Origin of the sequence: Mesorhizobium sp. LMG17149 (genome assembly GCF_024518695.1) — a bacterium.
GTDB lineage: Bacteria > Pseudomonadota > Alphaproteobacteria > Rhizobiales > Rhizobiaceae > Mesorhizobium.
This window is the reverse complement of record NZ_JANIFL010000006.1, coordinates 17,899-43,675: the sequence shown is the minus strand read 5'-3', so window position 1 is coordinate 43,675 and position 25,777 is coordinate 17,899. Positions and strand designations below refer to the sequence as shown.

Here is a 25,777-nt window from a genome sequence, read left to right as displayed (position 1 = left end):
GAAAGGGCAGCAAAATGAGTATCTCAGAGGCTGGCCCGGCCCAAGTCGATGTGGCGATCGTCGGCGCCGGAATGGCCGGCACCACCTTGGCAATGCTGTTGGGACAAGCCGGGCGCAAGGTGGCGCTGATTGATCCGCACCGCGTCCACCACGAGGAATTCCGGGCCGAGAAGATCGGCATGGATCAGATGCTTCTGTTCGAAAAGCTCGGCCTCGATGCGACACTCAAGAGCCTCGTCACCTCGACGACCGACACGCATATCTTCCGCCTCGGCCAGTTCTTCGCGCATGAGAAGAAGGCTGAATTCACATTCTCCTATGGCGCGTTGATCAATGGCCTGCGCGACGCCTTGCCTGCGCAAGTACCGCTGACGGTCGGCAAGGTGACCGAGGTCTCGACTGGACCGGACCGGCAGCGGCTTGTGCTGGCCGACGGCGCCGTCATCGATGCCCGGCTGCTGGTGGTGGCAACCGGCCACGGCGAGACGGTGCGGCGCGCCGTCGGCGTCGAGCGTATCGAGCAATCGAAGGCGCATTCACTGTCGATGGGATTCGACCTCGCCATCTCCCCGCGTGATTTCGGTCATCAGTCCGTCACCTGCTACAGCAGGCGGGCTGCCGACCGTATCGCCTACATCAGCATCTTTCCCCTCGGCGACAAGATGCGGGCGAACATGTTCGGCTACCGGCAAGTGGCCGAGCCGTGGACGCGGGCGTTTCGCCAGGAACCGCAAAAGATGCTCTGCGAGCTGATGCCCGAAATAGCGGCGCGATGCGGCAACTTCGAAGTCGCAAGTCCTGTCGAGGTCAGGCAGATCAGCCTGAGCACCACGCAAGGCCATCGCCGCGACGGGGTCATCTTCATCGGCGATGCTTTCTGTACCACGTGTCCAACACCGGGCGTCGGCATCGGCCGGGTGATGACCGACGTCGATCAGCTCCATTCGGTTCACATTCCGCGATGGCTCGAAACACCAGGCATGGCGGCTGACAAGATCAACGCCTTCTATGACGACCCGGTCAAGGTGGCTGCCGATGAGGATGGCATGCGGGTGAGTTACTATGCCAAGTCGATCACCGCCGGCACCGGACTGGAATGGCGCGCAAGGCGCTTGCGCAACAACACCGCGCGCCGGCTGATGATCATCGGCCGCAAGGTCCGGCATCTGGGAAAACGGCAGGCGCCCATGGCCAATATGCAATAGGGCGCGACCAGTCGCGCCCTATCGATTGCCAATATTGATTGCCTTATAAGGCGAATGCGTCAGACGCCAACCGCTCAGGTTGCCGTCGACGGAGGTGCCGATGGGGTAGTCTGGGCCGTGACGCCCGAAAGCCTGTCGCGCTTCTGCAAGGTTGGTTTCTCGTATTTCTTCACTGTAAAGTGCCCTCCAAATTGGTACGGCGCCAGCAGAACCAATTCCCTGCCCCGTGTCAATTGCGTCATTACTGGTTCTTACGTCGTCTCCTCGCCATCGTAGTCAAACGATTCTTCACTGTTGCATTGCCGGCACATATCGGCTCCGACAGGACACCTCATCCCAGCGCCAATCCCGCTCTACTCGGCTCTCCGCGCGATGTTGTAAATCGTTTCATCCAAGGTATTTTGGCCATCGGAACAGAGGGAATAGTCATGTCCAACAGCGCCTTGCCGCTGGTTATCAGTGCCCCGGAACCACGCACGCTCGAGCTGATCTTCACAGCCCGGCAGCTGGCGCGGCTCAAGGCGCACTATCGCATTGTCGAGACGACCGCTGACGGCGTCGCGAAACTGCCGGCCGACGTGCTGGCCGAGGCGCGCTACATCATCGGCCAGCCGCCCATATCGCCCGAAATGCTCGACCGGATGAAGGCGCTGCGCTGCGTCTTCAATGTCGAGACCAACCTCATCAACAACATGCCCTACGAGACCTTGTTCGCGCGCGGTATCCATGTCGTCACCACCGGCCTGGTGTTCGCCGAGCCGGTCGCAGAGCTTGGCCTTGCCATGGCGCTCAACCTCGCCCGCGACATCGTCGATGCCGACCTCGCCTTCCGCCAGGGACAGGAACTGTGGGGCGGCGACGGCAACCAGACGGCGCGGCTCCTGTCCGGCTCGGATGTCGGGATCATCGGTTTCGGCGATCTCGGCCGGGCGCTCAACCGGCTGCTGTCGGGCTTCCGCACCCGCACCAAAGTCTTCGATCCCTGGCTGCCGCCATCGATCCTCATCCACAATGGCGTCGAGCCGGCCTCTCTCGACGAGGTGCTGTCGACCAGCGACTTCATCTTCGTCGTTGCCTCGGTGACCAGCGAGAACCAGGGTTTTCTCGGTGCCGAGGCCTTTGCCGGCATGCGCAAGGGCGCCGCCTTCATCCTGCTCAGCCGCGCCGGCGTGGTGGACTTCCCGGCGCTGATGGCGGCGGTGAAGAGCGGCCACATCGTCGCCGCCAGCGACGTTTTCCCCGAAGAACCGCTGGCGCGGGACCATCCGGTGCGCACCCTGCCCGGCTTTCTGCGCTCGGCTCACCGCGCCGGCGCGCTCGACATCGCCTTCAAGCGCATGGGCGATATGGTGCTTGAGGACATGGACCTGATCGACCGCGGCCTGCCGCCGCTGCGCTCCAAGCGCGCCGAGCGCGAGACGGTTTCGCGCATGCGTTCCAAGCCGGCCGACAGGAATTGAGGCGTGGGTTTTCGTCCCGGTTGGCCGGCCCTCGACAAGGTCGGCTTGACAAGGGCGCGGCCGGCGATGACGCTGCCGCAATCGAACTTTGCGGAGGGAGGCCATGAACATGAAGAAGATCTATGAAAAGCCGATGCTGCTCAAAAGGCAGAAACTCTCCGCCGTGACGGCGCAGCAAGCCAATTCAGGCGTAATAGGCCCGACAGGCCCGGCAGGCTGACACCTCGCGGCATCCAATGAAGGTTAGCATCGGACGCACCCAGGGCGGGCGGTACGGCAGCCGCTCCAGGCGCAGCTTCAGTGTCCACGGCTGCTCTTCGCCCTGCGGGCGACCGCTTCCATAAAAGAGCGGGCGGCAGCGTCACAAGCCGTTCTGGACGGTCCGTTCGCGGACAGCACGACCTCCGCGGCCTTCCGCGACATGCCGTATTTCCGGGCGAAGATCGCAGCGTCGTAAGGTTCGTTTTCGGCTACCGGTGCCGCGGACGTGATCCTGGCTTTGGTCATTGGCGCGTCCGCCGGAAACTCTCAAGCAACTCGCCTTCATTGCGGCAGCCATTCTGGAACAGCGAAAACACCGTGGCCGCCAGAAGCTGCACGTCCGACTCCCCCGACATGCGATCGAGTTTGCGCTCCAGGCAGACCCGATCGAAGACGCGCTGGCACAGTTGCAGATGGGAAGGATGGAAACCAGGATTGCGCTTATGAAGGCTCGACATAAGAAGCCCCTTTCGGAGCAGCGACCACTTCCTTGACGCTGTGGGTCAAAAAATGAAATCGGGCTGAGCAAGAGTCAACATCGGCCTTCATCACAGTAAATATCGTACAATTCTCCCGCCGCTCTGCCCCACTTTTCGAACGGTTCTCGGGCCCGGCGCGACATGGCGCCTTTGTCATTAGCCGGCGGATTTCATCGATCCTCACCGTGATCCGGCGCTCTCATGAAATATGTCGGTTTTGTACCAAGTGGCGCTTGGTACGTTTCCGACACTAACATTCAGGCCGATCTTTTCATATGCGAACGGCGTTGGGGGGCGCCGTGCTTCGAATTTCATATCGCATTGATATCTTTCTTCGTTCAGAGCCCCTATACATAGGCGATCGTCCGTACGTTTTTACGGGCACGGACGGCTGGGAGATTGGATGGCTCTTGCCCTGCATTGGGCCACGCCATGTCTGATCTCACCAAAAACCATCAATACCAAAATCAGCTGCTGCGGCGCATGCCTGCGGATGATCTGGCGTTGCTCGAGCCGCACATGCAGCGCTGCGACTTGCCGCTGCGTATGATGCTGGTGACCCCGAATATTCCGATCGAGGCCGTCTACTTCATCGAACAGGGCATCGGTTCGGTGGTCGCCAGCACCGCGAGCGGCCAAGAGGCCGAAGTGGGCTTCATCGGCTTCGAAGGCATGACGGGATATTCCCTGGTGATGGGCGACGACCGTGCGCCGCATGCCTGTTACGTCCAACTCGAAGGCGAAGCGATCCGCATTGAAGCCGGCGCTTTCAAGGCAGCATTGGAGGCAAGTGCAACCTTGCGCATGTTCCTGCTGCGCTTCGTCAACGCGCTACAGACCCAGGCCGGCTGCACCGCGCTCGTCAACGCGCGGTTGAAGCTCGAGGAACGGCTGGCGCGATGGCTGCTCATGTGCGACGACCGCGTGCCGGGCGAACATCTCGCCATCACCCACGAATTCCTGGCCATCATGCTTGGTGTCAGGCGGCCAGGCGTCACCGTCGCCCTCCAGTTGCTCGAAGGCCGCGCGTTGATCCGCTCGCGTCGGGGCGAGATCGTCATTCGCGACCGCGCCGGACTGCTGGAACTCGCCAATGGCAGTTACGGCGAAGCCGAGGCCGAATATACAAGGCTGATCGGCGAGATCGGCGCGGCCTGATCAGGAGCGGTTGCCGCCGGCATCCGGCTTGCCCGATGTCGCTTTGCCGGGCGGTGCCGCACCGCCTTTAAATGCGCCCCGGCCAATCGGCCCATCCCCGTCGATCGGTCCATCCTTGGCTATCGGCAACCCGGCATGCTCCAGACTTGCAAGCTTGCACTTCGTCTGTTCGGCCGCCGCTCCCACAAGGCAGTCGATGGTGAACATGGCACCGGCGTGATCGCTGGCCGCGACCGCCTGGCGGATCTTCGTCAATTGCGCTTGCGTGTAGTCCAGAAGCTCGACCAGGCCGGTATGATCCAAACCGCCCTCCATTGCAGGATGTCGAGAGGCCGATCTCAGGTCGCTCTTGCCATCGAAATACGCCCATTTACACGGCTTGCATAGCCGGACTGTCAGAATCGTACAGTCTACGCGCCACCGGGTCGTTGCCTATTGGCCAAAGGTCCATCTTCGCGCCGCCGCCACGGCATGCAACTGTATATAAGCCATCGCTTGAATACTGGTCCGTACGTCTGTCGGGGAGATGTCGTGCCAATTCGCGAGAATCTCGCCGCCAATCTCAGGCGGCTGGTCCAACGCCACGCTTCCGTCAGCGCGGTGTGCCGTGAGCTTGGCATCAATCGCACCCAGTTCGAGCGCTATCTGCAAGGCAAGGCGGTTCCCAACAAAGCCACCGCAAGGCTGATCTGCGACTATTTCAAGATCGATGAGAATGAGCTGTATCGTGAGCCGGCCGCCGCGGCAGCCAAGAGCGACGGCAACGCAACGCTGCGCCAGGCCCTGTACGAAAACATGGTGCGGCCGCCGTCGCCCGCCATCGCCGGAGGCACATATTTCACCTATTTTTCGATGCCCGGCCGACCCGACTTTTTGATGCGCTCGGTCACCTTCGTGCGGCGCGAAGCCGATCTCGTCACCTTCAGGCGGGTGACGCGCTGGGCGTCGGGAGATGGCCGGGGTGGCTCGAGAATACCCGGCAACCATTACGGCGTGGCGATCTCGCGCCTGAACTGGATTTATTTCACCGGCATCAACCGGCGCCAGACCACCGAGCCCTCGATCATGACCGTGCAGTGGGCTCCCATCTCCGAACCGGTTCTGGTGGGCAGGGCGATCGTCCTCACCGGATCAGGGCCGGCCTTTGTATCCGTCATCATGCGGCAGGACGTCGCCAGGATCAGCATGAGGCGAGCGCTGCAGATGGCCCATATCGTCAGTCTCGACGACCCCAGCGTCGATCGGCTGGTGGTCAGTCTCGCACGAGAGACCCGATAAACTCGCTTCTTACGGGAAAAATCGGGGAAAGTTTCAAGTTTTTCGACTATATTTTTCTTCGTTTCGGGATTTTTGCGCAAAAAACCCCGGAACTTTCACCCAAACCTGTCGTTTTCCAGCTGATCGTTGCTTCGACGATCCCAAAGCAACAGGAGGAGTACCGCCATGAACATCAAGATGATCTGTTTCGGCGCGATGACGCTCTCGATGGTTGCCGGTACGGCGCTTGCCGCGAGCGACACCGGCACGTCGGCTCTCGACGATCCGGCCAAGATGCAGCCGTTCTACACCGACTCTAGCAGGAAGACGATGGTCAGCGACGACGATTTCGTGAAGGCCTGGAAGGCCCTTACGCCGGACGACCAGACCGCGATGATGAAGGCCTGCGAGGATGAGGCGAAGGACGCCACTGCGGCCAGCAGCCATCCGGAATTCTGCAGCAGCGTGAAAGCGAACGGCGGCAGCAAGTAGCAATCCAGCGGCCCGATGAGAAACAGCCCCTTCGCGGGGCTGTTTTGCGTCTGCCGCGGGGCGCACGGACAAGCCCGCCACGCAACGATCAAGCCCGGCCGGCGCGCCGGCCCATTTCCCTTCCTGCTATGTTGCACCGCGATAAAATTGCTCTATGTTGCACTGCGATAAATTTGTTGCATTGCGATATCAGCCTGCCCGGCCGACGTTGCGCAGGGGCTGGGCCTTGCACGAAGGAGCCGTCGTGGCAGCATCGTTCCGGCCGGACATACAAGGATTGCGCGCGCTCGCCGTCGGCGGTGTCGTCGCCTACCATTTCGGCCTCACCGCGCTCCCCGGCGGCTTTGCCGGCGTCGACATCTTCTTCGTCATCTCGGGCTGGCTGATAACAACCCATCTCATGCAGGAGATCGGCGAGACCGGCCGGCTCGACCTTTGGCGCTTCTATGCCAGGCGCGCGCGGCGGCTTCTGCCGGCAGCTTTATTCGTCATCCTGGTTACGCTGGCCGCCGGCTACTTCATCCTGGCGCCGCAGGAGCAGGCGCTCTATTCGCGCGGCGCCATGTTCGCCTCCGCCTATGCCATCAATCTGTGGCTGCTGCGCTGGTCGTTCGACTATTTCGCCGCCGACGCCACCAGCAATCCCTTCATCCACTTCTGGTCTTTGTCGGTGGAGGAGCAGTTCTATCTGGCCTGGCCGGCGCTGCTTCTGCTGGCGGCCTGGCTGCGGCCGGGCCGGCGAACGGCCGCAGCCGTGATCGGCGTTGCCGGTCTTGCCTCCTTCGCCGCCTGCCAGTGGCTGACCAGCGCGGCGCCGGCCTGGGCCTTCTATTTTTCGCCGCTGCGCGCCTGGGAGTTCGCCGCCGGCGGCCTGGCGACGCTGGTCCCCATTGCGTTGCTGCAGCATCGCATCTGGCTGCGGGCGGCACTTGGCTGGTTCGGCCTGGCGCTGATCGCGACCGCCTATCTCCTGTTGAGCGAGGACCTGCCCTTCCCCGGCTGGTACGCGTTGCTGCCGGTGGCGGGCACCGTGCTGGTGCTGCTGAGCGGCGTCGGCGGGCCGCAGACCAATAGGCGGACCGGCTGGCAAGCCCTTGGCCCGGCCGCCGCTTTGTCCCTGCCGCCCTTGCAATGGATCGGCACGCTCTCCTATTCGCTCTATCTCTGGCATTGGCCGGTCATCGTCTATGCCGGGATGCTGGCGCCGGAGCTTTCCGTGCCGCAGCGGCTTGGCTGTGGCGTGCTGGCGCTCGCCCTGTCGGTGCTCACCTATCATTTGATCGAAGACCCGGCGCGGCGCGGCGCCTGGATGGCGGTGGGCGCCCGCGCCTTTCCCAAGGCCATTCCAGGCGCAAAACCGCTTCGCGCTTTTCCCGGCCTTGTGCTGGTTCCCGCGCTGATGCTGACCGGCACCGGCGTGGCGGTCGCCTATGCCAACGCGCATCTGGCCACGCGCAATATCGGCCCCGAGCAGCGCGGCATCGAGCAGGCGGTCGAAAGACCTTCCATCGCGCGGGCCGTCGACAAGAACTGCCTGGCCGACTTCCAAACGGTGACGCCGAAACCCTGCATGTTCGGCCCGGCCAATGCCAGCCGCACCATCGTGCTGTTCGGCGATTCGCACGCCGACCAGTGGTCGACGCCGCTGATCGAAGCAGCCAGGCGCAACGACACAAAGATCATCACCTATCTCAAATCATCGTGCCGCGCCTCGCGGCTCTCCACCTTCAACACGGTGCTGAAGCGCGACTACACCGAATGCGACGCCTGGCGCGAGCAGGCCATATCAGAGATCATCCGCCACAAGCCGCGCCTGGTGGTGATCTCCGAATTTTCCATCGGCAATCTGATCCGCGACCTGCCCGCGGCCGAACGCACCGCTGAAGTAGCGCGCTGGCAGGCCGGCTTGCGCTCGACCTTGCAGGCCTTCAGCCGGGCCGGTGTCGAGACGGCTGTTATCCGCGACACGCCGATCAACGCCAGCTTCGCCGGCTCCTGCGTGGCGCGCACCCTGTGGTGGCGCGAGGCACCCTCGCCGCACTGCGACACGCCAAGAGCCGAAGCCGCCAACGATAGCACCGCCGCCGCCGAGCGCGCCGTGGTGACCAGCGTGCCCGACACCCGCTACATCGACCTCACCAACCAATTCTGCGGCCCGACCACCTGCCACGTCGTCATATCAGGCAAGCTGGCGTTTCGTGACAGGCACCATCTGGCGACGGGCTTTGCCGAGACACTGGCGGGGCCGCTGGAGCGGGCCTTGTTTTAGGCGCCTGGGTATCTGCGCCCGGTCCGCATTGTTCATCACATCTTGCGAATCTGTGGAACGGGCTTGATCACCGATCCGGCAGGCATCGCCGGTCGGATCCATTTCACCCCTCACCGCCTCATCATCATCCCGTAATGCACTGCCAACAAATCCAGCCCCACCTTCAGCAGCTTCGTCACCACGTTCCGGCCCTCGCCGGTCTGCTCGGACAGGCGCTTGAGGGAACCGTCCGCGCAGCAGACTTGTCGCACCACGGCGGCCACCTCCCAATGGCCTAGCGCTCTTGTGGCGGCGGCATAGGCCCTGCCGGCGTCGAGCACACTGTCGGCGATGCCGCCGCCATCGCGGCCGCCGTCGACGCGCTCGGTCCAGCGCATCGGCTTGACATCAGCCTGCTGGCTGCAGCGGAAATCCTCGCGGTAGCGCAGACCTGCCTCGCGCTGCTGGCGCGACAGCGAGGTGATGCCGATAAGCGCATCGATGGCGCGCACCCGCACGATGCCGCCGGTGGCGGCGTAGCCGTCATTCGACACCTCGTAGACACGAGCAGCCTCCAGCGTGCCCGCCGCCAGCCGCTTGCGGCCGAAGGCGTCATCCCTGAGCGCGAAATCATGGCCGATCTCGCGGCGTATGCGCACCTGCTCGGCCTCGCCCTTCGGCAATTTCGGCGCCTGCGGTTTGACGGGTCTGGTCCTTTTGCTCATGGGAGGCTCCTGGTTGGCTCGGGATGATGGAGAACGGCAAAGCGCGGCGATCCTTCGCGCAGTTGGGCATCTCCCCACATGGTCGGCAGGGCGGAGAGAGCCGCCGTTCGGTTGGCCTTCGTTGAATCGGAGGTCGTCGCCTCCTCGCCGCTGCGCCAGCATCCTTGCCGCCCGGCATCCAGGCTGATGGAACCGGCGCGAGCTTTCGACGTTATGTCGCGTCCATGCCAAGGGGAGGTTCGCCGATGACAGCCTTCATGCCGGTTACCGTGCGCTTTTGCGATAACAAAACCATGCTGGTCAGTTCGGTGGCCGGCGCAGCCGAGGCATTGCGCCACCAATGGCCCGACAAGACAGCACCTGGTTATCTCGAGGCGACGCGGCTGGTTACGCTCGCCGTCGAAGGTACCTGCTGCCAGCGCATTGCGTTCGACGCCTTCACCAGGGCGGCCAAGCAACAGAACATACTGGTGGCCAGGCCCAAAAGCCGCGCCCATGACTGGCTGAACGCGGTGGCTAGCCCATGAGGATCGCGCGTCAGCCGAAAAATTGATGCAACCGGCCGCCAGCGGGGCGCGTTTATCGATGCGGTAGTTGGAGCCGCGCGCAAAGCGAAGGTGAACGCCGTGGGTACGATGAAAACCGGAGTGCCGCTCAAAGTGCGGGTGGAGGATGAGATCGAAGAGATCGACAGCGTTAGCGAAGCCGCCGATTTTCTGCAGCGTTGGCCGCTTGAGCGACGCGGCCATGTCTACCGCAGTGCGCTGAACGCCTGCAGCGCGGCGATTGCCGCGCAGATTTCCGAAGCCGACGCCATGAAGGTGTTTACCGGCTTTGCCCGGGTGACCGGCATATTGGTCGACGAGGGCAACCCGGCGATGGCGATGGACGCAAGGAGCATGCAGAACCGCACGCCCAAGCAAGGCCGGCAAATGCCGAAATAAGATTTTGCTTCTTTCTCCCCGTTCACGGGGGTGAGGTGTGGTCCGCGCTGCGGACGAAAAGCCAATTGCTTGGCTTTTCGAACAGCGAACGCCCGGCAGGGCAATGAGGGGCGGCGCCAGCGCTTCGGCAAATGGCATCTGAATCGGATGCTTGAATTTCATGTCAGCTTTCAATCCTGCCTCGTCAGCGCTGCCCCTCATCCGCCTGCCGGCACCTTCTCCCCGTGAACGGGGAGAAGAGACCAAGCCTCACCCCGTCGCCACAAATACGCGGCGCTGGAAGCGCGCCTGATGGTAGGTGCAATAGCTTTTCAGCGCCCTGGTGCGCATGCCGCAGCACAGCATGTCGGCGCCCGGCCGGCTGCCTGGCGCATCGTTTTCAGAATCCTCCTCCACCGTCAGATCCAGCGGCGCGCGGCAGCGTGAAAACAGGCAATCGATGAAACGCATCGCCACGCCATGCGGCTGCCGGCCAATGGCCGCGCGCGGTGACGCCGGCGTCTTCAGGCGATAGGCTACGCCGTCGGCGATCAGAACGCCTACCTCGCGCACGAACGAATGGCGCCTGGGCCGGGCCACTTCACGCGCGGGGATGTCCTTGGCGGCAAGCACGCCATGCATCTTGCCGACGACAGGCGTCGCAGTCCCCGGGGCGCCAGTCGCCCGCTTGCTTTCAGCGCGCTTGCCCACCGCCTGTCCGGCTCGCGGCGGCGGCCCCTTGCCATTGGCAAAACCGATCGCGCCCAGCATGGCGTTACGGTGCACGATGCCGATGATGGCGTCGCGCGACACCGGGCTGCCGCGCAACGCGCTGAACGCGACTGCAATCCTGGAGGCTGAAAGCCCGTCCTTCAGCCAGCGGCCGATCTCGTGCAATTCCGCGTCGCTATAGCTTGCCATATCCAGCTCCATCCAAAGTTCGGCCGCGCGCCGTCGGGCAGCGTCAAGGTTCGACCCGGTGGCCGGGTCGCAGTCAGGTTGTTTTTCAAGAGCCGGCTGTCAGCCGACCAGCCTCAGCCGGGTTGGGTAGACTTCCCGCCGGCAAGGTGCAGAAGCCGCGCCTCGGCCGTGTTTCTATCCAGGGCGGAAACCGCCCTGCCCGTTGGCCTGTCGAACAGGATGACGGTGCCGTCCTCGGTGCGGATGCAGGAGCGGCCAGCTGAAAAAACAGCGCCGGCGCCATGCCCGTAGGATTGGGGGCCGGAGCCGCTGGGAGCGGCGGCTCCGGCCGTTCCGGTCGCCGGAGACGGGCGGACCGGACCCGGGGCTGGTGCAGTCAAGCACCGAGCCTCGGGCTTCATCCTGGCCGGGGAGGAGGACAGCCGGGATGAAAGGGGGGCGACAGCCGCCGGGCACACCGCGCACGGGGCCGGCGCGATTGCGCCATCAAAGGTGGACAGGTTTTGCATACCCGTATATAAGCATAACTTATAAATCTATGCAAGTCATTCTTTCATAGACGAGAGCCGCTTTCATCACTCACATGGTCGCCATGGCAAGAACGGAACTGTCGATCAAGGTCGGGGCGGCGATCCGCAAGGCGCGCAAGCAGCGCGGCCTGGTCATGCGCCACATCGCCGAGCACAACGACACTGATGTCGCCGCCGTCGGCAATTGGGAAACCGGCCGCAATCTGCCCAAGACCGAGAACCTCCTGAAGACCGCCGCCTTCCTGCGCGTCGACCCGGTGGCGCTAGGTCAAGGGCAGGTCGTGTTTCTCGACGATGCCGGACCGGTCGCCGATGCGGAGATCGTCACCGATACCGGTCCGCTACCCGCGGGGTCGATGGATATCGAGGTGCTGGGCGCGGCCGTCGGCGGCGACGATGGCGATTTCACCTTCAACGGCGAGCCGGCGGGTTACGTCCAGCGCCCGCCGGGGGTGCGCAACCTGCCGAAGGTGTTCGCCCTGCACGTGCTCTCGGATTCCATGGTGCCGCGTTATGAGCCCGGCGACCTGATCTATTGCGGCGGCCGCGACGCCGTACCGGGCGACCATGTGGTGATCGAGACCTTCCCCGAAGAAAACGAGCGCAACGGCAAGGCCTTCATCAAGAAGCTGGTCAAGCGCACGGCGGGCGAGCTGGTGGTCGAGCAGTACAATCCGCCGAAGACGCTGACCTTCAACCGCTACGCCATCAAACATGTCTGGCGCGTGATTCCGCTGAAGGAATTGCTGGGGTATTGAGGACGGGGCGTTCTTCCTTCTCCCCCTGCGAGAAGGAAGAACCAGCGCTGGCACCCTTCCTTCGACAAAACTCAAGCCCGCCGTGATCCCTCCAGCGGCACCTCGCGCTCATTCAGCATCCGCGCTTCGCTGCGCACGCGCTGGCGCTCGTCGACAAACGCCGCCTGGATCGTAACCGTCGCCCCCGGCAGTCCGTCGGCACGGCAGGCCGAACAGACGATGCGGCCCGACAGAGCGGACAGCGGCGTATTCCCCGTCACCCCGAACCGCTTCAGCTGATCGGGTCGCCACCACCTGTTGCGGCCGCAATCGGCGCACTCGACCGAGATTGAGGCGACATGCGCGATTGTCGGCTCCTTGCCTGGTAATGCCATCGCCCCTCCCCATCCTTTTTGTTCCTGATTTGTTCACATATTCCTGCGTTTTGAGCCGGGAGTCGAGTCGCAGTTTTCAAACTTTCCCCGAAGTTTTCTTCTAGTGTAATTTGAGTTATGCTTTCATACATATATAAAAATGTGAGTCGGACACGAACCTGCCCACTGCATCAGACCCGGGAGCGATAATGGACGCTTTTGCCGCCGATTTTGCCCGTTCCTGCGGTTACGCCGGCGACAGCCTGGCCCTGCTTGAAGCCTTCGAAGCCATCCGCCGAAACGGCATCGCCCACGCCCGTCAGGATCACGTCAGGCGCAAGGCAGTGATCGACGAGTTGAAACCGTCGGAGGCGCTGTTCCTGGCCGCGATTGGCCCGGCGCTCTCGGCGGAAGAGGCCATTGAGGACGCCGCCCGCTTCATAGCCTGCTGGCGCAACATACCGCGCTGGCGCCAGGAGCGGCGCCTGCCCGACCTGGTCAGGGCCAAGCAACAACGGCTGGTGGCACGGTATTTTCGTCGCCATGGCCATCTTCTATGGGCGCGCGAAGCAGCGTGAGGCTGGACCCAGCCATTTGCGGTTCCATCAGCAATTTTTTCTTTCTGGACTGCGCAGGGGTGGCTGATCGTCGACGTGCATAGTTTGGAATGTTCAAGACTGCCCGCCCAAAATTTCAAACCTGGATAACGGCCGGCGCGGGAACCACCGCCGCCCTGCTCGTCGCCGGCCTGATGGGTGCGTTCGGCGCCCTGCCCGCCCACGCCCCGCCGCAATTGCCGTCCGATGCCGTCATCAATGCCGGGCGCTGGCGGGTCCAGCCGGCGCGCGCCTATGTCAGCCGCGCCCGGCGAAGTGATTGGCCAGCGCCACCTTCGCCGCCAGTTGCATGAGGAGATCGCCGACCAGCACGCCGGCCAGCACGAGTGCCATGAGTTGCGGCCAGAACCGCCGCAGCAGCGAAAAACCTAAGGTGATCGGTCTGATGATATCGGCAAACATGAGGTTCTCTCACGATGCCACCCGCCAAAACCTTTCTAGCAAAGGACGGCTGTTTTGCAAGAAAGGGGGCTCCCCTTCTCCCCTTGTGGGAGAAGGGACAACCGTCCCCCTCACCTTCTCACCCGCGATTTCAGCCACCGGTCGAACGCCACCGCCAGGATCAGGATGAGCCCGATGACGATGCTTTGCGTATAGGACGAGACGTTGTTGAACTGCAGCCCGTTCTGCAGCACGCCGATGAGCGCCGCGCCGACCACCGTACCGCCGACCGAGCCGATGCCGCCGAACAGCGAGGTGCCGCCGATGACGACGGCCGAAATGACCGTCAGCTCGTAGCCGATACCGGCGACCGCTTCCGAGGAATTCAGCCGCGCCGACAGCACGAAGGCCGCGAGGCCGGCGAAGAAGCCGACGATGACATAAACCGAGACCAGAATACGGTCGACGCGCAGGCCCGACAGCCTTGCCGCCTCGGCATTGCCGCCGACGGCGTAGACAGCGCGCCCGTAGCGCGTGTAGCGCAGCACGATATGGCACAGGATGGCGGCCGCGGCGAAGATCAGCGCCGGCACCGGCACGGGGCCGATCAGCCCGGTGCCGAACCAGCGCATCGAGGCGTCGAAGCCCGAGATCGGGCCGCCGTTTGAGATGGTCAGCGTCAGCCCGCGAAACACCGTCAGCCCGCCCAGCGTAACGACGAAGGGCGGCACTTTCAGCCGGGTGATGACAAGCCCTTGCACCCCGCCGGCAGCAGCGCCCACAACGACGGCGGCCAAGAGTGCTGCGAACCAGCCGAATCCTTGCGTGCCGCTCGTCGACAGCGACAGCGTGTTGGCGGAGCCACCCTTGGCGACCACGGCGGCGACCATACCGCAGAAGGCGAGCAGCGAACCGACCGACAGGTCGATGCCGGCGGTGAGGATGACGAAGGTCATGCCGAGCGCGATCAGCCCGGTGATCGAGATCTGCCTTGTGATGTTGAACAGGTTGATCGGGTCCATGAAGCTCGGCTTCAGCACGGTGAAGACGATGATCAGCGCCACCAGGAACAGCAGCGGCCCGAAGCTCATCAAAAGCCGCGCGAAGTTGATGCCGCCGCGCTGATCCTGTTCCCCCGCCACGCTCATAGTGTCTCCTTGCGGTCGAGTGCCATCAGTTCCATCAGTCTTTCCTCGTTTGCCTCGACGCCCGGCATCTGGCCGGTGATGCGGCCCCGGCGCATGGTGACGATGCGGTCCGACACTGCAAGCACCTCGGGCAGCTCGGACGAAATCATCATCACCGCAATGCCGCGCGCCGCAAGCTGCACCAGGATCTGGTGCACCTCGGTCTTGGCGCCGACATCGACGCCGCGCGTCGGCTCGTCGACGATCAGCACTTTCGGATCGCGCGCCAGCCAGCGCGCCAGGATCACCTTCTGCTGGTTGCCGCCCGACAGGCCTTCGATAGCCTGCTCGGCCGAAGCCATGCGGATCGACAGCATTTTGCGAAACCCGGACAGCGCATCGCGCTCGCGCCGCTCGGCCATGAAGCCGAAACCGTTGCTGAAGCTGCCCAGCGAAGCGATGGAGAAATTCGGCAGGATGCCCAGCGCGGCAAAGATCGCCTGGTGCTTGCGGTCCTCCGGCAGCAGGCCGATGCCGAGCGCAATGGCGTCTGCGGGCGATGCCGGGGCGATCGGCTTGCCATCGAGCGTGATGGTGCCGGCCGCGATACGGTCGGCGCCGAAGATGGCGCGCGCCAGCTCGGTGCGGCCCGACCCGACAAGCCCGGCAACGCCGAGGATTTCACCGGCCTTGAGGTCGATGTCGACGCCGTCGAGCACGATGGCGTGCGGCGCTTCGGGATCGCGCACGGTGCGCAGGCCGCGCACCGACAGCACGACATCGCCGGCCACCGCGCGTTGCGCCGGCCGGGCATAGAGCTCGGACGCCGCGCGGCCAACCATCTTCTCGATGATTTTGGGCAGGGCGATCGGTCCACCCTCACGGTTGAGATGCCCGGCCAGCCGCCCATCGCGCAGCACCGTCATGCGGTCGCAGATGGCGGAGGCTTCCTCCAGCCGGTGGGTGACGAACATGATGGCGACCTTGTCCTTGCGCAGCCGGTCCATGATCGAGAGCAACCGCTGCACCTCGGTCTCGGTCAGCGCCGAGGTCGGTTCGTCCATGATGATCAGCCGGCTTTTCAGCGACAGGGCGCGGGCAATCTCGACCAGTTGCTGTTCGGCCACCGACAGCGCCGACACCGGCGTCATCGGATCGATGGAGAGACCGACGCGGGCGATGATCGTGCGGGAGTCCTGCTCCATCCGCCTCCAACTGACCAGCCCGAGCGGACCGGTCGGCGCGCGGCCGATAAAGATGTTTTCCGCCACCGTCAGCGTCGGGATCAGGCTGAGCTCCTGGTAGATGGTGACGATGCCGAGCCGCTTGGCATCCTGCGGGCTGGATGGATGATAATCGGCACCGTCGAAAGTGATGCGGCCGCCCGACGGCGGCATGACGCCCGAGAGGATTTTCAAGAGCGTCGACTTGCCGGCCCCGTTTTCGCCGAGCAGGCCGAGTATCTCGCCGGGGCGGATATCGAGCGAGACGTCGCTGAGCGCGGTGACGCCCGAGAAATGCTTGGTGATGCCTTCGACGGCAAGCAGGATGGGTTCGGACGATGCGGCTTCAGCGGCTGGCGGCAAGGGTGGCTCCTTCCATGCAGTTGATGTCGCCTGTCAGCGCTTGAACGCCCCCCTCTGTCCGGCAGGACAGAGGGGAGCGCTGTCCCGCCGGCTTTGCCAATCGGCCGATCCCCGCCAAACCCCTACTTCGTCTCGCCAATCCGCTCCGCCTTGTCGAGATTGTCCTTGCCTATGACGATCGGCGTCAGCAGCACCAGCTTCTCCTTCGGCTCGGTCTTGTCCTTGGCAAAGGCCACCGCGATGCGCACCGCGGTGCGCGACTGCTCGCCGGGAAACTGCTCGACGGTGCCCGCAAGCTTGCCGTCACGCACCGCGACCAGCGCTTCCGGCAGTGCATCGAAGCCGTAGATCTTGACGTCGGTGAAGTTGCGCGCGGCACAAGCCTCCATGGCGCCCAGCGCCATGTCGTCATTGGCGCAGACGATGGCGTCCGGCTTGCCGTTGGCGGCAAGGCCGGCCTCGGTCACCGACAGCGCCTCGGCGCGGGCGAAGTTGGCGGTCTGCTCGAAGACGATCTGATACTTGTCCTTCAAGGGATCGAGCACATTGTGCACGCCCTTGTTGCGGTCGATCGCCGGACCGGCGCCGGGCTGGCCCTGCAGATGGAACAGCTTGGCGCCGTTGGGGAACGCCGCCACCACGGCGTTGGCTTCCGCCTCGCCGCCCTTGACGTTATCGGCGCCGACATGGGCGAGGATGCCCTCGACGCCGTCGACGCGGCGGTCGATCGTCACCACCGGAACGCCGGCCTTGACCGCTTCCTCGATGGCCGGCGCCAGCGCGTTGACGTCGAGCGGCGAGATGACAATGGCGTTGACCTTCTGCACCAAGGCCGCCTCGATGTCGGCGGTCTGCTTGGTGGCCGAGTTCTGGCCGTCGCTTTCGGTCAAATTGACGCCTTGCGTGGCGGCTTCCGCCTTGATCTCGTTCAGCATGTGCACGAAGAACGGAAAGCCGAGACTGGGCACCGAGCCAAGGATGGTGAGCTTGTCCTGCGCAAACACCGAGGGCGCGGCGACCATCATGGCGCCGAAAGCCGCGGACGACAGCAGGAATTCACGTCTGTTCATGGGATCCTCCTCCACAAAAACGCACGACCCCGAAAACCGGGATCGGTTTCAGGAAGGATCATGCATCGGTTCAAAGTGTTGGAGCATCCTCCCTGCGCCCGAAAACGCATGCCGCTCCAGCTGGCCGCCGCTGTAAAAAGAGCCTCCCACCGACGCCTGCCTGGGGATGCTAACCCAGGGTCAACCATTTGTGCAACCTCGATATAACAGCGCTGTTCGGCAAATTATCGGAATTGTCGGATTTTTGGATCGTGGGCATGCTTCCCAGCACAATAGACACGGCGCTTCGCCTCCTGCGGCCTATTTGGCGTTGACTGACTCCATATTCCTTATTGAAAGGCCACCATTAAATGTGTATAAATACACATGAAAAGCGCCGACATTATCCGCCTGTTGGAAGCTGATGGGTGGGTTGAAGTTGCCCGAAGGGGCAGTCATGCGCAATTCAAACACCGCGACAGGCTTGGGCGGGTCACCGTCCCTCATCCCAAGCGCGATATTCCAATAGGCACCCTGCGCAGCATCGAAAAACAATCTGGACTGAAACTGAGGTGACGGCCATGAAGCAGTATATCGGACTTATCCATAAGGATGCCGACAGCGACTTCGGTGTGTCTTTCCCTGATTTCCCAGGCGTGATTACCGCCGGCAAGGATCTGGATGACGCCCGGTCCATGGCTGAAGAGGCCCTCGCCCTCCACATCGAAGGGTTGGTCGAGGATGGCGGGGCTGTTCCTGAACCCTCCAGTTTGGAGGCTGTGATGGCGGACGCCGATAATCGCGACGGTGTTGCAATCCTGGTCTCGGCCCAGACCCAGACCAGGAAAACAGTGCGTATCAACGTGACGCTTTCCGACGACATTCTCCAAAGGATCGATGCCTTTGCCGAAGCTCATGGCTATACCCGATCCGGGTTTCTCGCAAAGGCCGCTGAAAAAGTGATGGCGCTGGAAGCGGCGTGACGCGTATGAAGCCGCAAATCATCTGCCATATGCTCGCATCACTCGACGGCAGCCTTCATCCAAGCCGCTACACGACAAGTCCGGACGGGACCCGGGCGGAGTGGTCGAGCCTCTACGAGCATATCCACAGTGATCTCGCGGCTGACGCCTGGATCGTCGGCCGCGTCACCATGGCCGAGATGAGCAAGGCCGCCGCGCACCCACCAGCCAATGTCGGCAAGGTCGACCGGCCCTATCATTTCGCGCAAAGGGATGCGGGCAGTTATGCCGTGGCGCTCGATGCCTCGGGCAAGCTTCACTTTTCCAAACCCGACATCGGTGGCGACCACGTCGTGGTGCTGCTTGGGCGCGACGTCGCCGACAGCCATTTGGCCGAACTCGCCGCCGACGGCGTGTCCTATATCGTGTCGGAAGCGGCGGACATCGATCTCGCGGCTGTGCTCGAGGTGCTCGGAAGCGAACTCGGCATAAGCCGGCTGCTGCTTGAGGGCGGCGCCGGCATCAACGGTTCGTTCCTTGCGGCCGGGCTCGTCGATGAGCTGAGCCTTCTCGTCGCGCCCGCGATCGATGGACGCGCAGCAAACCAGGCCTTCGTCGAGTTCGGCGAGAGCGGCCTGGCGGGCAAGATGCAGTTGTCCCTGATGAGCTGCGAGGCCTTGGCGCATGGGCTCGTCCATCTGCGCTACGCCGTCACCCCTGCTTGACGTTGCTCGCTGAACGGAAATGACCGCCAACCCGGCTATCCCGGATTGGCGGCCCGCTTCTGCGCCGACGCTTCAGCCGGTCAAACGGCGTATTGCATGGCATCGAGATCGGCGATCAGCGTCGGGCCGGTCGGGTGCCAGCCCAGCCGTGCCTGTGTCAGCGCGCTGGAGGCCGGCAGATCCATCGGCGCGAACATTGCCATCCAGCCGAAATGCTCCGCCGCTCTTTCCGGCGCGATGGAGACGACCGGCAATTTCAGGCCCCGGCCAAGCGCCTCGGCGATGGCCCGCACCTCGACGCCTTCCTCGCCGACCGCGTGATAGCGTGCTCCCGGTTGCCGCTTTTCCACGGCCAGCCGGTAAAGCCGCGCCGCATCGAGGAGATGGCCCGCGGAGAAGCGGTTGCGGCCCTCGCCGACATAGGCCGAGACGCCCCTTTCACGCGCGATCTCGATGAGCGGCGAGATAAGCCCTTGCTTGACCGGATTGTGGACCTGCGGCAGCCGCACCACCGACAGATTGATGCCGTTTTCCAGAAGCGCATTGCCGGCCAGCTCGGAGGCTATGCGCGGATTGGGGTGGCTGGCATTGAAGACGTCCTCAATCGCCAGTTCGCCATGCCCAGGGCTGCCCATGCCGACGCCGGAGGTGATCACCAGCGGCCGGTCGGAGCCGGCCAGGGCGGCGCCGAGTGCGGCGATGACGCGCTTGTCCTTTTCGCAATTTTCGGCAAACCGCGAAAAATCGTGGTCGAACGCCGTGTGGATCACAGCATCCGCCTTGGCCGCGCCGTCGCGCAGCCCCTCGGGATCTTCGAGGGTGCCCCGATGCACCTCGGCGCCTGCCGCGACCAGCGCCTCGGCGCCGGCGTCGGAGCGGGTCACGCCGACCACCTGGTGGCCCGCCTTGATGAGTTCGGGAACGATCGCCGAACCGATGAAACCGGTCGCGCCGGTGAGAAAGATACGCATACAAAATCTCCTGCACAGTTGCCTGCGTAATATTGCTGGTCTATTATTCTATTAAAGTAGTGATCTTATCATGGTATAATGGCTAACAGGATGTCCTCCAGTTCCGCCGGCTCGCTGGCAGCGTTCCTCAAAGACCGGCGCACGCGGCTCGATCCGGCGTCCTTCGGCTTTTCGGGCCGCCGACGCACGCCGGGACTGCGCCGGGAAGAGGTCGCCCAGCGCGCCAACATCAGCCCGACCTGGTACACATGGCTGGAACAGGGCCGCGGCGGTGCGCCCTCGGCCGATGTCCTCAATCGCATCGCCAAGGGGCTGCTGCTGACCGAGGCGGAGCGTGAACATCTTTTCATGCTCGGGTTGGGGCGCCCGCCCGAGGTCCGCTACACCGGTGCCGAGGGCGTCAGCCCGCGGCTGCAGCGCCTCATCGACACGCTCGATGCCAGCCCCGCCATAGTCAGGACCGCCACCTGGGATGTCGTTGCCTGGAACCGCGCCGCGCGGGTCGTGCTGACCGACTACAGCGCCCTGCCCGAGGGCGAGCGCAACATCCTGCGCTTCATGTTCCTCAGTCCCCATATCCGCGCCAGGCAGCACGACTGGCAAAACCTCGCTCGTTTCGTGGTGGGCTCGTTCCGTGCCGATGCGGCACGCGCCGGCGCTGTCTCCGAGGTGCGCGAACTCGTCGACGAGCTTTGCAGCGCCAGCCCCGAGTTTGCCGCCCTGTGGCGGGCAAACGACGTGCTCAGCCACGGCGACGGGACAAAGCGCCTGAAGCATCCGGAACTCGGCGATATCGAACTGGAATATTCGGGCTTCGCGGTCGACGGCCGGCCGGATTTGAGCCTGACCGTCTACAACCCGGTCGACAGCGCCGTCGCCGACCGTATTCGCGCGCTGGCTCTCGCCCAACACCCCAAAGAGTAAGGGCCTGATAACCCGTCCGCGGGGAATGACTCCCGCCCTCAAGCGCGCTCGCAGACCGCTTTCAGAATCTGCAAGGTCGGCCCCCAGTAGAGATTGGCATGCGGGCGGATCGCCGGTTCGGCAAAATCGCTGAGCGTCAGCGTCAGCAGCGTTCCCTCATCCGCTGGCGCCAGATCGAAGCTGACCACCGTGTGGTTTTCGGGCACGTCCGCCAGACGCGGGGCCGACAACGTGCTCCAGTAGCTGTAGGCGAAGCTCCTTCCCGGCTCAAAAGCGCGGATGGTGCCATGGTTCTCGAACGGCATTCCGTGCAGCAATCCGCGCATCACGATCGCGCCGCCGGCCTGTCCTTGCAGGCTGACGGTCAACTCCTCGTCGGACATCCATTGCGGGATCATTTCTGGCGTCGTCAGTATCCGCCAGACCTTGGCCGGCTCGGCACCGATGACGACGGTCTTGGTTATCGGCGCGAACGAAGCGGTCACGAGGCCTCGCTTTGGCCTAATGGCTCGGGCGCCAGCACCAGCCGGATCTCCTGCGCCGCCTGCGCGGCATGGTGGCGCACGGTGGCAAGGTCGAGCATGCTGTAGGTGGTCGCCACATAGGGCACGGTCAGCGCGGCGACGGAGTGGCCGAACGGCCCGATGACCGGAAAGGCAAGATCGATGACACCCGGCTGCAGCCCGTCCGCCACCTCTTCATGGCCGGCGGTACGGATGCGGCCAAGCGCACGCTCCACCTCGGCCTTTTCGTCAAGAACACCAGAGACTTGCAGCCATTGGTTGACTCTATCCTGCGGCTGGAACGCCATCAGCGTGCGGCCCGTGGCGGTGGCAAACAGCGGGAACTCGGCGCCGACGCGGACGCGGAAGCCGAAGGCCGCCGGGCTTTCCACTTGCGCCAGGATCAGTACCCTTCCGGCATTGTGGACGCCGAGATTGCAGGACTGCTGGATGGAGTCGGACAGCCGCCGCATCGACGGCAGCGCTGCCTGGACGAGGCCGCGCAGCGGCTCATGCCGGTGCGCCAGCTCGAACATGCGGGTCGACAGGAAATAGAGCCCGGCCGGGCGATCGCGAAAGATATAGCCGCGCCGTTCCAGCGCCTGCAGCACGCGGTAGATCTGGTGGATCGAGCGGCCGACCGCCTCGGCAATCTGGCCCTGGTTCAGCCCGTCCTTCTGCTCAGCCAAGAGCTCGATGACGTCGAACGCCTTTTCCAGGGCCGGTACCGAATAGTCCGGCGCTTCCGCAGTCTTGCCAGCCATGCCCCACAATCCTTCCCGGACCAAGCAATTCCAGGAAAAGTGTGAAACGGTTTCCGGCAGGAATTGCGTCAAAACAGAGAGATAGAATCAGGAGCTATTATAGTTACAAGGCAGCCCCCATCGTAGCCATCATCAGCCTGGCGATGCGTCGGTTGATGTCGTCGGGCACCGGCTGCGCGCCTGGCGCCGGTCTTTCGCCGGTAGCGCCCTTCACCACCCGCTCCAGCGACAGCGCCTGCAGCATGAAGCCGATGTCCATGGATTCGATCGAATTGCCCTTCGGTTCGCTGCCGGCAAGGTTGAACATGCGCCCGTCGGCGACCAGGATGACATGCCGGCCATTGGCAAGGTCGAGACGCTGCAAGGTGCCGTCGAGATCGGTGCTACCGGTCGTCATGGCACGCATGCCCTCGGTGTCGATCTCCCACGGAAAATGCCCTGAGTTGGCAAGCACCGCACCATCTTGCATGGCGGCAATCGCGCTGGCCGGCAGCACGCCGGCGCGTCCCGCGGCGGTGATGAACACCTGCGCCCATGGTGCCAGATCCGCCAGCGGCGCCACCCGGTAGCCGTCGAGGGCGGCTTCCAGCGCCTTGATCTCGTCGACCTCGACGACCGCCACGCGACCGCCCAGCGCCCGCAGGTACTGCGCGATGCCGCGCCCGCACCAGCCATAGCCGATAACGCAGAAGCGCCGGCCGGGGATCATCAGATTGGTGATGCGCATGAAGCTTTCGACAACCGACTGGCCGACCGCGTGCTTGTTCTCGCCGATCGCCTTCAGTGGGCTGTCGTTGATGACGATCGACGGAAACGGCACCTTGCCGGCCAGTTCGCCGCGCAGCCGGTAGCCGCCGGACGTCGTCTCCTCGGTGCCGCCGAGAATGGAGGCCGCCCAGCCGCGTTCGATGATGCCGGCGGCAAGGTCGGCGCCATTGTCGAGCAGCATGTCGGGCTTGGCATCCAGTACCCGCGCCAGATTGGCGTGATGGTCGGCCAGCGTGTCGGCGCGGCTGCCGAACACGCCGATGCCCTGGCTTTGCAGGAAGGCGACGACATCGTCCTGCGTCGAGCCATGATTGCCGGTGCCGACGATCTCGGCCCCGCCTTCGGCGAGCACCTCGAGCAGCACCGCAGTCTTCGGCTCGACATGCAGCGACACGCCGATGCGCCGGCCGGCGAAGGGTTGGGTTTCGCGGAACTCCGAGCGCAGGGTGGCGAGCATCGCCATGCGCGAACGGATCCAGGCGATACGGGCGCGGCCGCGTTCGACCAGTTCCGGGTTTGCCAGATTTGCCTTCGCCTGGGTCATTCGCAGTCTCCGATCATGGTTCATATTCAGCACTTGCAAAAAAGTTTTTTGCATGTGACAAATCTTGCAGAGGGTCGTCAAGCCCCACCGAAAAGGGGCAACGGACAGAACGGCGCCGCACCAAGGCGTGGCGCGGCATTTGGCTTTGCACCTGAAGGGGTAGAAAATGGGAAATCTGGATATCGCGGTTGTCGCCGTATATCTCGTGGCGGTCACCGCAATCGGGCTGTTCTTCGCCCGCTCGATCAAGACCGAGGAAGACTACATCGTCGCCGGCCGGCGCATGGGGCCGCTGTGGCTGACCATTTCGGCCTTCGCCTCGTGGACCGGGCTTGCCGGCCTGTTCGGCACGCCTGAAATGGTGGTCCGCTACGGCATTTCGGGCACATGGTGGTGGTTCACCTTCCCGATCGGACTGTTGCTGATGGGCATCTTCCTGGCCAAGATCGTGCGCCAGCGCATGCATGTGACGACGCCCGACATCGTCGCGCAGGACTACCCGGGTTCGGTGCGGGTCGCCGCCTCGCTGGTCACCAGCTGGAATTACCTCGCGTGGGCGGCCGCGCAGGTGTTCGGCATCTCGATGGTGTTCACGCTGTTTTCGGGGATGGACCCGACCACCGGCGCCATCGTCGCCTTCCTCGTCGTCATCGTCTATACCATGCTGGGTGGCTTCCTCGCTGTGGTGGCGACCGACGTGCTGCAGGCGGTCATCTTCCTGGTCGTCATCGGCGTGGTGGCGCCGTTGTTCGTCATCTTCGGACGGGGCGTCTCGCATGTTTATGAGGCGACCAGGGACATTCCCGGCTTTTACAATCTGTTCGCCAACGTGCCGCCTGCGACGCTATTCGTGTGGTTCCTGCTGTTGCCCGCCGGCTTCATCGACACGATCGGCTTCCAGCGCGTCTTTTCCGCCAACTCGCCGGAGACGGCGCGCAAGGGCCTGATCAACGGCTTCGTCATCATGGCCGTGTTCGGCGTCATCCTCACCTTCCTCGGCGTCGCAGCCAAGGCGCTGCTGCCGTCCGGCACCAACCCGGTCAACGCCATGCCGGACCTGATGGTGCAGCTTTTGCCGCATGGCATCATCGGCGTGCTGGTGGCCGCCTTCCTGGCGGTGGCGATGTCGACGGCCAGCACGACATTGCTGATCACCGCCACCACCCTGCAGCGCGACGTGATCTCGCGGCTGCGCCCCGACGCCAGCGACAGGGAAAGGCTGTGGACCAGCCGCATCCTGCTGCTCGTGCTCGGCCTGGTGGCGCTGGTGGTGGCGCTCAGCGTGCCCGGCATCGTCACCATCCTGATGCTCGGCTTCTCCGTCTATGTGCCGGGCCTGCTGCTGCCCGTGCTATCGGCCACGTTCGGCTGGCGCATTCCCTCCTGGTCGATGTTGGCGACCATCGTGCTGGGCGCCGGCTCGACCGCCATCCTCGTGCTGATGGGCGAACCCGGCGGCATTCCAGCCTCGCTGGTAGGCTTCTTCCTTTCGGTCGTCCCGTTCGCCGCCGGGCTCGTTACACGGCCGGAGCGGCAGGACGCTTGAGCCAGGAAAGGTCGCAAGAAAGCAAAGAGATAGCGCTCCATCCTGAATCAGTGCGGGATGGGGCATGGATGTGGAGAGACCGATGAAGAAGACCAGCTTCGACAAGCTTTCGAGTGCCGACCAGGCACTTGTCACAGCCGCCGCGCAAGCGCGCGACAAGGCCTACACGCCCTACTCCAACCACAAGGTCGGCTCGGCCGTGCGCACCTCATCTGGCCGGCTGTTCGCCGCCTGCAATGTCGAGATCGTCACCTTGCAGCAATCGGTGCATGCCGAGCGCAACGCGGTGATGCAGATGGCTGCGGCGGGCGAGCGGCAGATCGAGGCCATCGTCTGCCACGGCCCCTATTCGGGCGTGCCGTGCGCGGAATGCCGGCAAGTGATCTGGGAATTCTGCTGCGATGATCCCGACGTGAAGATCATCGGCTCCACCCTCGATGGCGAGATCGAACTGATGACCATCGGCGAGATCTATCCGAGCCCCTACGGACCGGGCACCAAAGGTATCGACCCGCGCAAATTCTGAAACCGCCGATCGGC

General features: G+C 63.9%; 31 protein-coding genes. 17 read left to right on the top strand and 14 right to left on the bottom strand.

The window, feature by feature from the left end; translation table 11 throughout:
- Nucleotides 1-14 precede the first annotated feature (14 nt).
- The 3 genes from NP945_RS15060 (at nt 15) to NP945_RS15050 (ending at nt 2,885) form a co-directional block, all read left to right on the top strand.
- A complete protein-coding gene (locus NP945_RS15060; protein ID WP_256746785.1) occupies nt 15-1,205 on the top strand; it encodes an NAD(P)/FAD-dependent oxidoreductase in 1,191 nt (396 codons plus the stop codon).
- A gap of 428 nt (nt 1,206-1,633) precedes the next feature.
- Complete coding sequence (locus tag NP945_RS15055; RefSeq protein WP_256746784.1) at nt 1,634-2,665, top strand: hydroxyacid dehydrogenase; 1,032 nt, start codon at nt 1,634-1,636, stop codon at nt 2,663-2,665.
- A gap of 103 nt (nt 2,666-2,768) precedes the next feature.
- Nucleotides 2,769-2,885: a putative RiPP precursor gene (locus NP945_RS15050; protein ID WP_372337971.1), complete on the top strand. Its 117-nt coding sequence runs from the start codon at nt 2,769-2,771 to the stop codon at nt 2,883-2,885.
- A gap of 283 nt (nt 2,886-3,168) precedes the next feature.
- On the opposite strand, the gene NP945_RS15045 is transcribed toward NP945_RS15050, so the two are convergent.
- Nucleotides 3,169-3,384 (bottom strand): hypothetical protein, encoded by a 216-nt coding sequence (locus tag NP945_RS15045; protein ID WP_256746783.1) that lies wholly within the window; start codon nt 3,382-3,384, stop codon nt 3,169-3,171.
- A 504-nt stretch (nt 3,385-3,888) separates the two neighbouring features.
- Between NP945_RS15045 and NP945_RS15040 the strand changes: the two genes are divergently transcribed.
- Nucleotides 3,889-4,563, top strand: coding sequence for a Crp/Fnr family transcriptional regulator (locus NP945_RS15040; RefSeq protein WP_372337970.1), 675 nt, complete (start codon nt 3,889-3,891; stop codon nt 4,561-4,563).
- On the opposite strand, the gene NP945_RS15035 is transcribed toward NP945_RS15040, so the two are convergent.
- Nucleotides 4,564-4,866: a hypothetical protein gene (locus tag NP945_RS15035; protein ID WP_256746781.1), complete on the bottom strand. Its 303-nt coding sequence runs from the start codon at nt 4,864-4,866 to the stop codon at nt 4,564-4,566. It lies immediately after the preceding gene.
- 228 nt (nt 4,867-5,094) lie between these two features.
- Between NP945_RS15035 and NP945_RS15030 the strand changes: the two genes are divergently transcribed.
- The 3 genes from NP945_RS15030 to NP945_RS15020 all read left to right on the top strand — a co-directional run bounded on the left by NP945_RS15030 (nt 5,095) and on the right by NP945_RS15020 (nt 8,581).
- Nucleotides 5,095-5,841 carry a helix-turn-helix transcriptional regulator gene (locus tag NP945_RS15030; protein WP_127270648.1) on the top strand — a complete coding sequence of 249 codons (747 nt, stop codon included), beginning with the start codon at nt 5,095-5,097 and terminating at the stop codon, nt 5,839-5,841.
- Nucleotides 5,842-6,006: 165 nt separating this feature from the next.
- Complete coding sequence (locus NP945_RS15025; protein ID WP_256746780.1) at nt 6,007-6,312, top strand: hypothetical protein; 306 nt, start codon at nt 6,007-6,009, stop codon at nt 6,310-6,312.
- A gap of 244 nt (nt 6,313-6,556) precedes the next feature.
- On the top strand, nt 6,557-8,581 hold the full coding sequence (locus NP945_RS15020; RefSeq protein ID WP_256746779.1) for an acyltransferase family protein: 2,025 nt from the start codon (nt 6,557-6,559) through the stop codon (nt 8,579-8,581).
- A 110-nt stretch (nt 8,582-8,691) separates the two neighbouring features.
- On the opposite strand, the gene NP945_RS15015 is transcribed toward NP945_RS15020, so the two are convergent.
- Nucleotides 8,692-9,285, bottom strand: a complete 594-nt coding sequence (locus NP945_RS15015; RefSeq protein WP_127268743.1) for a DUF6456 domain-containing protein — start codon at nt 9,283-9,285, stop codon at nt 8,692-8,694.
- 245 nt (nt 9,286-9,530) lie between these two features.
- Between NP945_RS15015 and NP945_RS15010 the strand changes: the two genes are divergently transcribed.
- Complete coding sequence (locus NP945_RS15010) at nt 9,531-9,812, top strand: DUF982 domain-containing protein (RefSeq protein ID WP_256746778.1); 282 nt, start codon at nt 9,531-9,533, stop codon at nt 9,810-9,812.
- A 108-nt stretch (nt 9,813-9,920) separates the two neighbouring features.
- On the top strand, nt 9,921-10,229 hold the full coding sequence (locus NP945_RS15005; protein ID WP_256747043.1) for a DUF982 domain-containing protein: 309 nt from the start codon (nt 9,921-9,923) through the stop codon (nt 10,227-10,229).
- A 249-nt stretch (nt 10,230-10,478) separates the two neighbouring features.
- On the opposite strand, the gene NP945_RS15000 is transcribed toward NP945_RS15005, so the two are convergent.
- Together NP945_RS15000 and NP945_RS14995 are read right to left on the bottom strand one after the other, a co-directional pair.
- Entirely contained in the window at nt 10,479-11,129 is a 651-nt protein-coding gene (locus tag NP945_RS15000; protein ID WP_256746777.1) for a GcrA cell cycle regulator, read from the bottom strand.
- 113 nt (nt 11,130-11,242) lie between these two features.
- Nucleotides 11,243-11,509 (bottom strand): hypothetical protein, encoded by a 267-nt coding sequence (locus tag NP945_RS14995; RefSeq protein ID WP_256746776.1) that lies wholly within the window; start codon nt 11,507-11,509, stop codon nt 11,243-11,245.
- A gap of 203 nt (nt 11,510-11,712) precedes the next feature.
- Between NP945_RS14995 and NP945_RS14990 the strand changes: the two genes are divergently transcribed.
- Complete coding sequence (locus NP945_RS14990; protein WP_127268739.1) at nt 11,713-12,417, top strand: helix-turn-helix transcriptional regulator; 705 nt, start codon at nt 11,713-11,715, stop codon at nt 12,415-12,417.
- Nucleotides 12,418-12,488: 71 nt separating this feature from the next.
- On the opposite strand, the gene NP945_RS14985 is transcribed toward NP945_RS14990, so the two are convergent.
- The gene (locus NP945_RS14985) at nt 12,489-12,791 is read right to left on the bottom strand and encodes a hypothetical protein (protein WP_127383501.1); all 303 of its coding nucleotides are present in this window, start codon (nt 12,789-12,791) and stop codon (nt 12,489-12,491) included.
- A 188-nt stretch (nt 12,792-12,979) separates the two neighbouring features.
- Here NP945_RS14985 and NP945_RS14980 point away from each other — a divergent pair, with 188 nt between their 5' ends.
- Nucleotides 12,980-13,348 carry a hypothetical protein gene (locus NP945_RS14980; protein ID WP_256746775.1) on the top strand — a complete coding sequence of 123 codons (369 nt, stop codon included), beginning with the start codon at nt 12,980-12,982 and terminating at the stop codon, nt 13,346-13,348.
- Between the two features lie 276 nt (nt 13,349-13,624).
- On the opposite strand, the gene NP945_RS14975 is transcribed toward NP945_RS14980, so the two are convergent.
- The 4 genes from NP945_RS14975 to NP945_RS14960 all read right to left on the bottom strand — a co-directional run bounded on the left by NP945_RS14975 (nt 13,625) and on the right by NP945_RS14960 (nt 17,551).
- On the bottom strand, nt 13,625-13,789 hold the full coding sequence (locus NP945_RS14975; RefSeq protein WP_164748889.1) for a hypothetical protein: 165 nt from the start codon (nt 13,787-13,789) through the stop codon (nt 13,625-13,627).
- Between the two features lie 110 nt (nt 13,790-13,899).
- Complete coding sequence (locus NP945_RS14970; protein WP_027035281.1) at nt 13,900-14,916, bottom strand: ABC transporter permease; 1,017 nt, start codon at nt 14,914-14,916, stop codon at nt 13,900-13,902.
- The gene (locus NP945_RS14965; RefSeq protein ID WP_256746774.1) at nt 14,913-16,481 is read right to left on the bottom strand and encodes a sugar ABC transporter ATP-binding protein; all 1,569 of its coding nucleotides are present in this window, start codon (nt 16,479-16,481) and stop codon (nt 14,913-14,915) included. Before NP945_RS14965 ends, NP945_RS14970 begins: the two co-directional genes overlap by 4 nt.
- Before the next feature lie 122 nt (nt 16,482-16,603).
- Entirely contained in the window at nt 16,604-17,551 is a 948-nt protein-coding gene (locus tag NP945_RS14960; protein ID WP_013530574.1) for a substrate-binding domain-containing protein, read from the bottom strand.
- 366 nt (nt 17,552-17,917) lie between these two features.
- Here NP945_RS14960 and NP945_RS14955 point away from each other — a divergent pair, with 366 nt between their 5' ends.
- From NP945_RS14955 to NP945_RS14945, 3 genes are read left to right on the top strand one after another with little or no spacing between them, the layout of a single operon-like run.
- Nucleotides 17,918-18,106, top strand: a complete 189-nt coding sequence (locus NP945_RS14955) for a type II toxin-antitoxin system HicA family toxin (protein WP_127326556.1) — start codon at nt 17,918-17,920, stop codon at nt 18,104-18,106.
- A gap of 5 nt (nt 18,107-18,111) precedes the next feature.
- Nucleotides 18,112-18,513, top strand: a complete 402-nt coding sequence (locus NP945_RS14950) for a type II toxin-antitoxin system HicB family antitoxin (RefSeq protein ID WP_127322197.1) — start codon at nt 18,112-18,114, stop codon at nt 18,511-18,513.
- A gap of 5 nt (nt 18,514-18,518) precedes the next feature.
- A complete protein-coding gene (locus tag NP945_RS14945; RefSeq protein WP_256747042.1) occupies nt 18,519-19,217 on the top strand; it encodes a RibD family protein in 699 nt (232 codons plus the stop codon).
- Nucleotides 19,218-19,297: 80 nt separating this feature from the next.
- Here NP945_RS14945 and NP945_RS14940 read toward each other — a convergent pair whose 3' ends face one another.
- A complete protein-coding gene (locus NP945_RS14940; protein ID WP_256746773.1) occupies nt 19,298-20,188 on the bottom strand; it encodes an SDR family oxidoreductase in 891 nt (296 codons plus the stop codon).
- A gap of 90 nt (nt 20,189-20,278) precedes the next feature.
- Between NP945_RS14940 and NP945_RS14935 the strand changes: the two genes are divergently transcribed.
- Nucleotides 20,279-21,112, top strand: coding sequence for a helix-turn-helix transcriptional regulator (locus NP945_RS14935; RefSeq protein WP_256746772.1), 834 nt, complete (start codon nt 20,279-20,281; stop codon nt 21,110-21,112).
- A 38-nt stretch (nt 21,113-21,150) separates the two neighbouring features.
- Here NP945_RS14935 and NP945_RS14930 read toward each other — a convergent pair whose 3' ends face one another.
- From NP945_RS14930 to NP945_RS14920, 3 genes are all read right to left on the bottom strand, one after another.
- A complete protein-coding gene (locus NP945_RS14930; protein ID WP_256746771.1) occupies nt 21,151-21,597 on the bottom strand; it encodes an SRPBCC domain-containing protein in 447 nt (148 codons plus the stop codon).
- Nucleotides 21,594-22,379 (bottom strand): IclR family transcriptional regulator, encoded by a 786-nt coding sequence (locus tag NP945_RS14925; RefSeq protein WP_127267210.1) that lies wholly within the window; start codon nt 22,377-22,379, stop codon nt 21,594-21,596. Before NP945_RS14925 ends, NP945_RS14930 begins: the two co-directional genes overlap by 4 nt.
- Nucleotides 22,380-22,482: 103 nt before the next feature.
- Nucleotides 22,483-23,691: an adenosylhomocysteinase gene (locus NP945_RS14920; RefSeq protein WP_256746770.1), complete on the bottom strand. Its 1,209-nt coding sequence runs from the start codon at nt 23,689-23,691 to the stop codon at nt 22,483-22,485.
- A 166-nt stretch (nt 23,692-23,857) separates the two neighbouring features.
- On the opposite strand from NP945_RS14920, the gene NP945_RS14915 reads away from it, so the two are divergent.
- Together NP945_RS14915 and NP945_RS14910 are read left to right on the top strand one after the other, a co-directional pair.
- Nucleotides 23,858-25,237 (top strand): sodium:solute symporter, encoded by a 1,380-nt coding sequence (locus tag NP945_RS14915; RefSeq protein WP_256746769.1) that lies wholly within the window; start codon nt 23,858-23,860, stop codon nt 25,235-25,237.
- A gap of 82 nt (nt 25,238-25,319) precedes the next feature.
- Nucleotides 25,320-25,763, top strand: a complete 444-nt coding sequence (locus tag NP945_RS14910; RefSeq protein WP_164748890.1) for a cytidine deaminase — start codon at nt 25,320-25,322, stop codon at nt 25,761-25,763.
- Nucleotides 25,764-25,777: the final 14 nt, after the last annotated feature.

Bases quoted from the DNA above. Each gene is read 5' to 3' on its own strand.
- NP945_RS15055 (WP_256746784.1), top strand. From the start codon at position 1,634: ATGTCCAACAGCGCCTTGCCGCTGGTTATCAGTGCCCCGGAACCACGC.
- NP945_RS14970 (WP_027035281.1), bottom strand. From the start codon at position 14,916: ATGAGCGTGGCGGGGGAACAGGATCAGCGCGGCGGCATCAACTTCGCG.
- NP945_RS14910 (WP_164748890.1), top strand. From the start codon at position 25,320: ATGAAGAAGACCAGCTTCGACAAGCTTTCGAGTGCCGACCAGGCACTT.
- NP945_RS14955 (WP_127326556.1), top strand. From the start codon at position 17,918: ATGAAAAGCGCCGACATTATCCGCCTGTTGGAAGCTGATGGGTGGGTT.
- NP945_RS15050 (WP_372337971.1), top strand. From the start codon at position 2,769: ATGAACATGAAGAAGATCTATGAAAAGCCGATGCTGCTCAAAAGGCAG.
- NP945_RS14935 (WP_256746772.1), top strand. From the start codon at position 20,279: ATGTCCTCCAGTTCCGCCGGCTCGCTGGCAGCGTTCCTCAAAGACCGG.
- NP945_RS14990 (WP_127268739.1), top strand. From the start codon at position 11,713: ATGGTCGCCATGGCAAGAACGGAACTGTCGATCAAGGTCGGGGCGGCG.
- NP945_RS14920 (WP_256746770.1), bottom strand. From the start codon at position 23,691: ATGACCCAGGCGAAGGCAAATCTGGCAAACCCGGAACTGGTCGAACGC.
- NP945_RS15025 (WP_256746780.1), top strand. From the start codon at position 6,007: ATGAACATCAAGATGATCTGTTTCGGCGCGATGACGCTCTCGATGGTT.
- NP945_RS14945 (WP_256747042.1), top strand. From the start codon at position 18,519: ATGAAGCCGCAAATCATCTGCCATATGCTCGCATCACTCGACGGCAGC.
- NP945_RS14950 (WP_127322197.1), top strand. From the start codon at position 18,112: ATGAAGCAGTATATCGGACTTATCCATAAGGATGCCGACAGCGACTTC.
- NP945_RS15000 (WP_256746777.1), bottom strand. From the start codon at position 11,129: ATGGCAAGCTATAGCGACGCGGAATTGCACGAGATCGGCCGCTGGCTG.
- NP945_RS15040 (WP_372337970.1), top strand. From the start codon at position 3,889: ATGCCTGCGGATGATCTGGCGTTGCTCGAGCCGCACATGCAGCGCTGC.
- NP945_RS14925 (WP_127267210.1), bottom strand. From the start codon at position 22,379: ATGGCTGGCAAGACTGCGGAAGCGCCGGACTATTCGGTACCGGCCCTG.
- NP945_RS15015 (WP_127268743.1), bottom strand. From the start codon at position 9,285: ATGAGCAAAAGGACCAGACCCGTCAAACCGCAGGCGCCGAAATTGCCG.
- NP945_RS15045 (WP_256746783.1), bottom strand. From the start codon at position 3,384: ATGTCGAGCCTTCATAAGCGCAATCCTGGTTTCCATCCTTCCCATCTG.
- NP945_RS15010 (WP_256746778.1), top strand. From the start codon at position 9,531: ATGACAGCCTTCATGCCGGTTACCGTGCGCTTTTGCGATAACAAAACC.
- NP945_RS14915 (WP_256746769.1), top strand. From the start codon at position 23,858: ATGGGAAATCTGGATATCGCGGTTGTCGCCGTATATCTCGTGGCGGTC.
- NP945_RS14975 (WP_164748889.1), bottom strand. From the start codon at position 13,789: ATGTTTGCCGATATCATCAGACCGATCACCTTAGGTTTTTCGCTGCTG.
- NP945_RS14980 (WP_256746775.1), top strand. From the start codon at position 12,980: ATGGACGCTTTTGCCGCCGATTTTGCCCGTTCCTGCGGTTACGCCGGC.
- NP945_RS14960 (WP_013530574.1), bottom strand. From the start codon at position 17,551: ATGAACAGACGTGAATTCCTGCTGTCGTCCGCGGCTTTCGGCGCCATG.
- NP945_RS15060 (WP_256746785.1), top strand. From the start codon at position 15: ATGAGTATCTCAGAGGCTGGCCCGGCCCAAGTCGATGTGGCGATCGTC.
- NP945_RS15005 (WP_256747043.1), top strand. From the start codon at position 9,921: ATGAAAACCGGAGTGCCGCTCAAAGTGCGGGTGGAGGATGAGATCGAA.
- NP945_RS14985 (WP_127383501.1), bottom strand. From the start codon at position 12,791: ATGGCATTACCAGGCAAGGAGCCGACAATCGCGCATGTCGCCTCAATC.
- NP945_RS14940 (WP_256746773.1), bottom strand. From the start codon at position 20,188: ATGCGTATCTTTCTCACCGGCGCGACCGGTTTCATCGGTTCGGCGATC.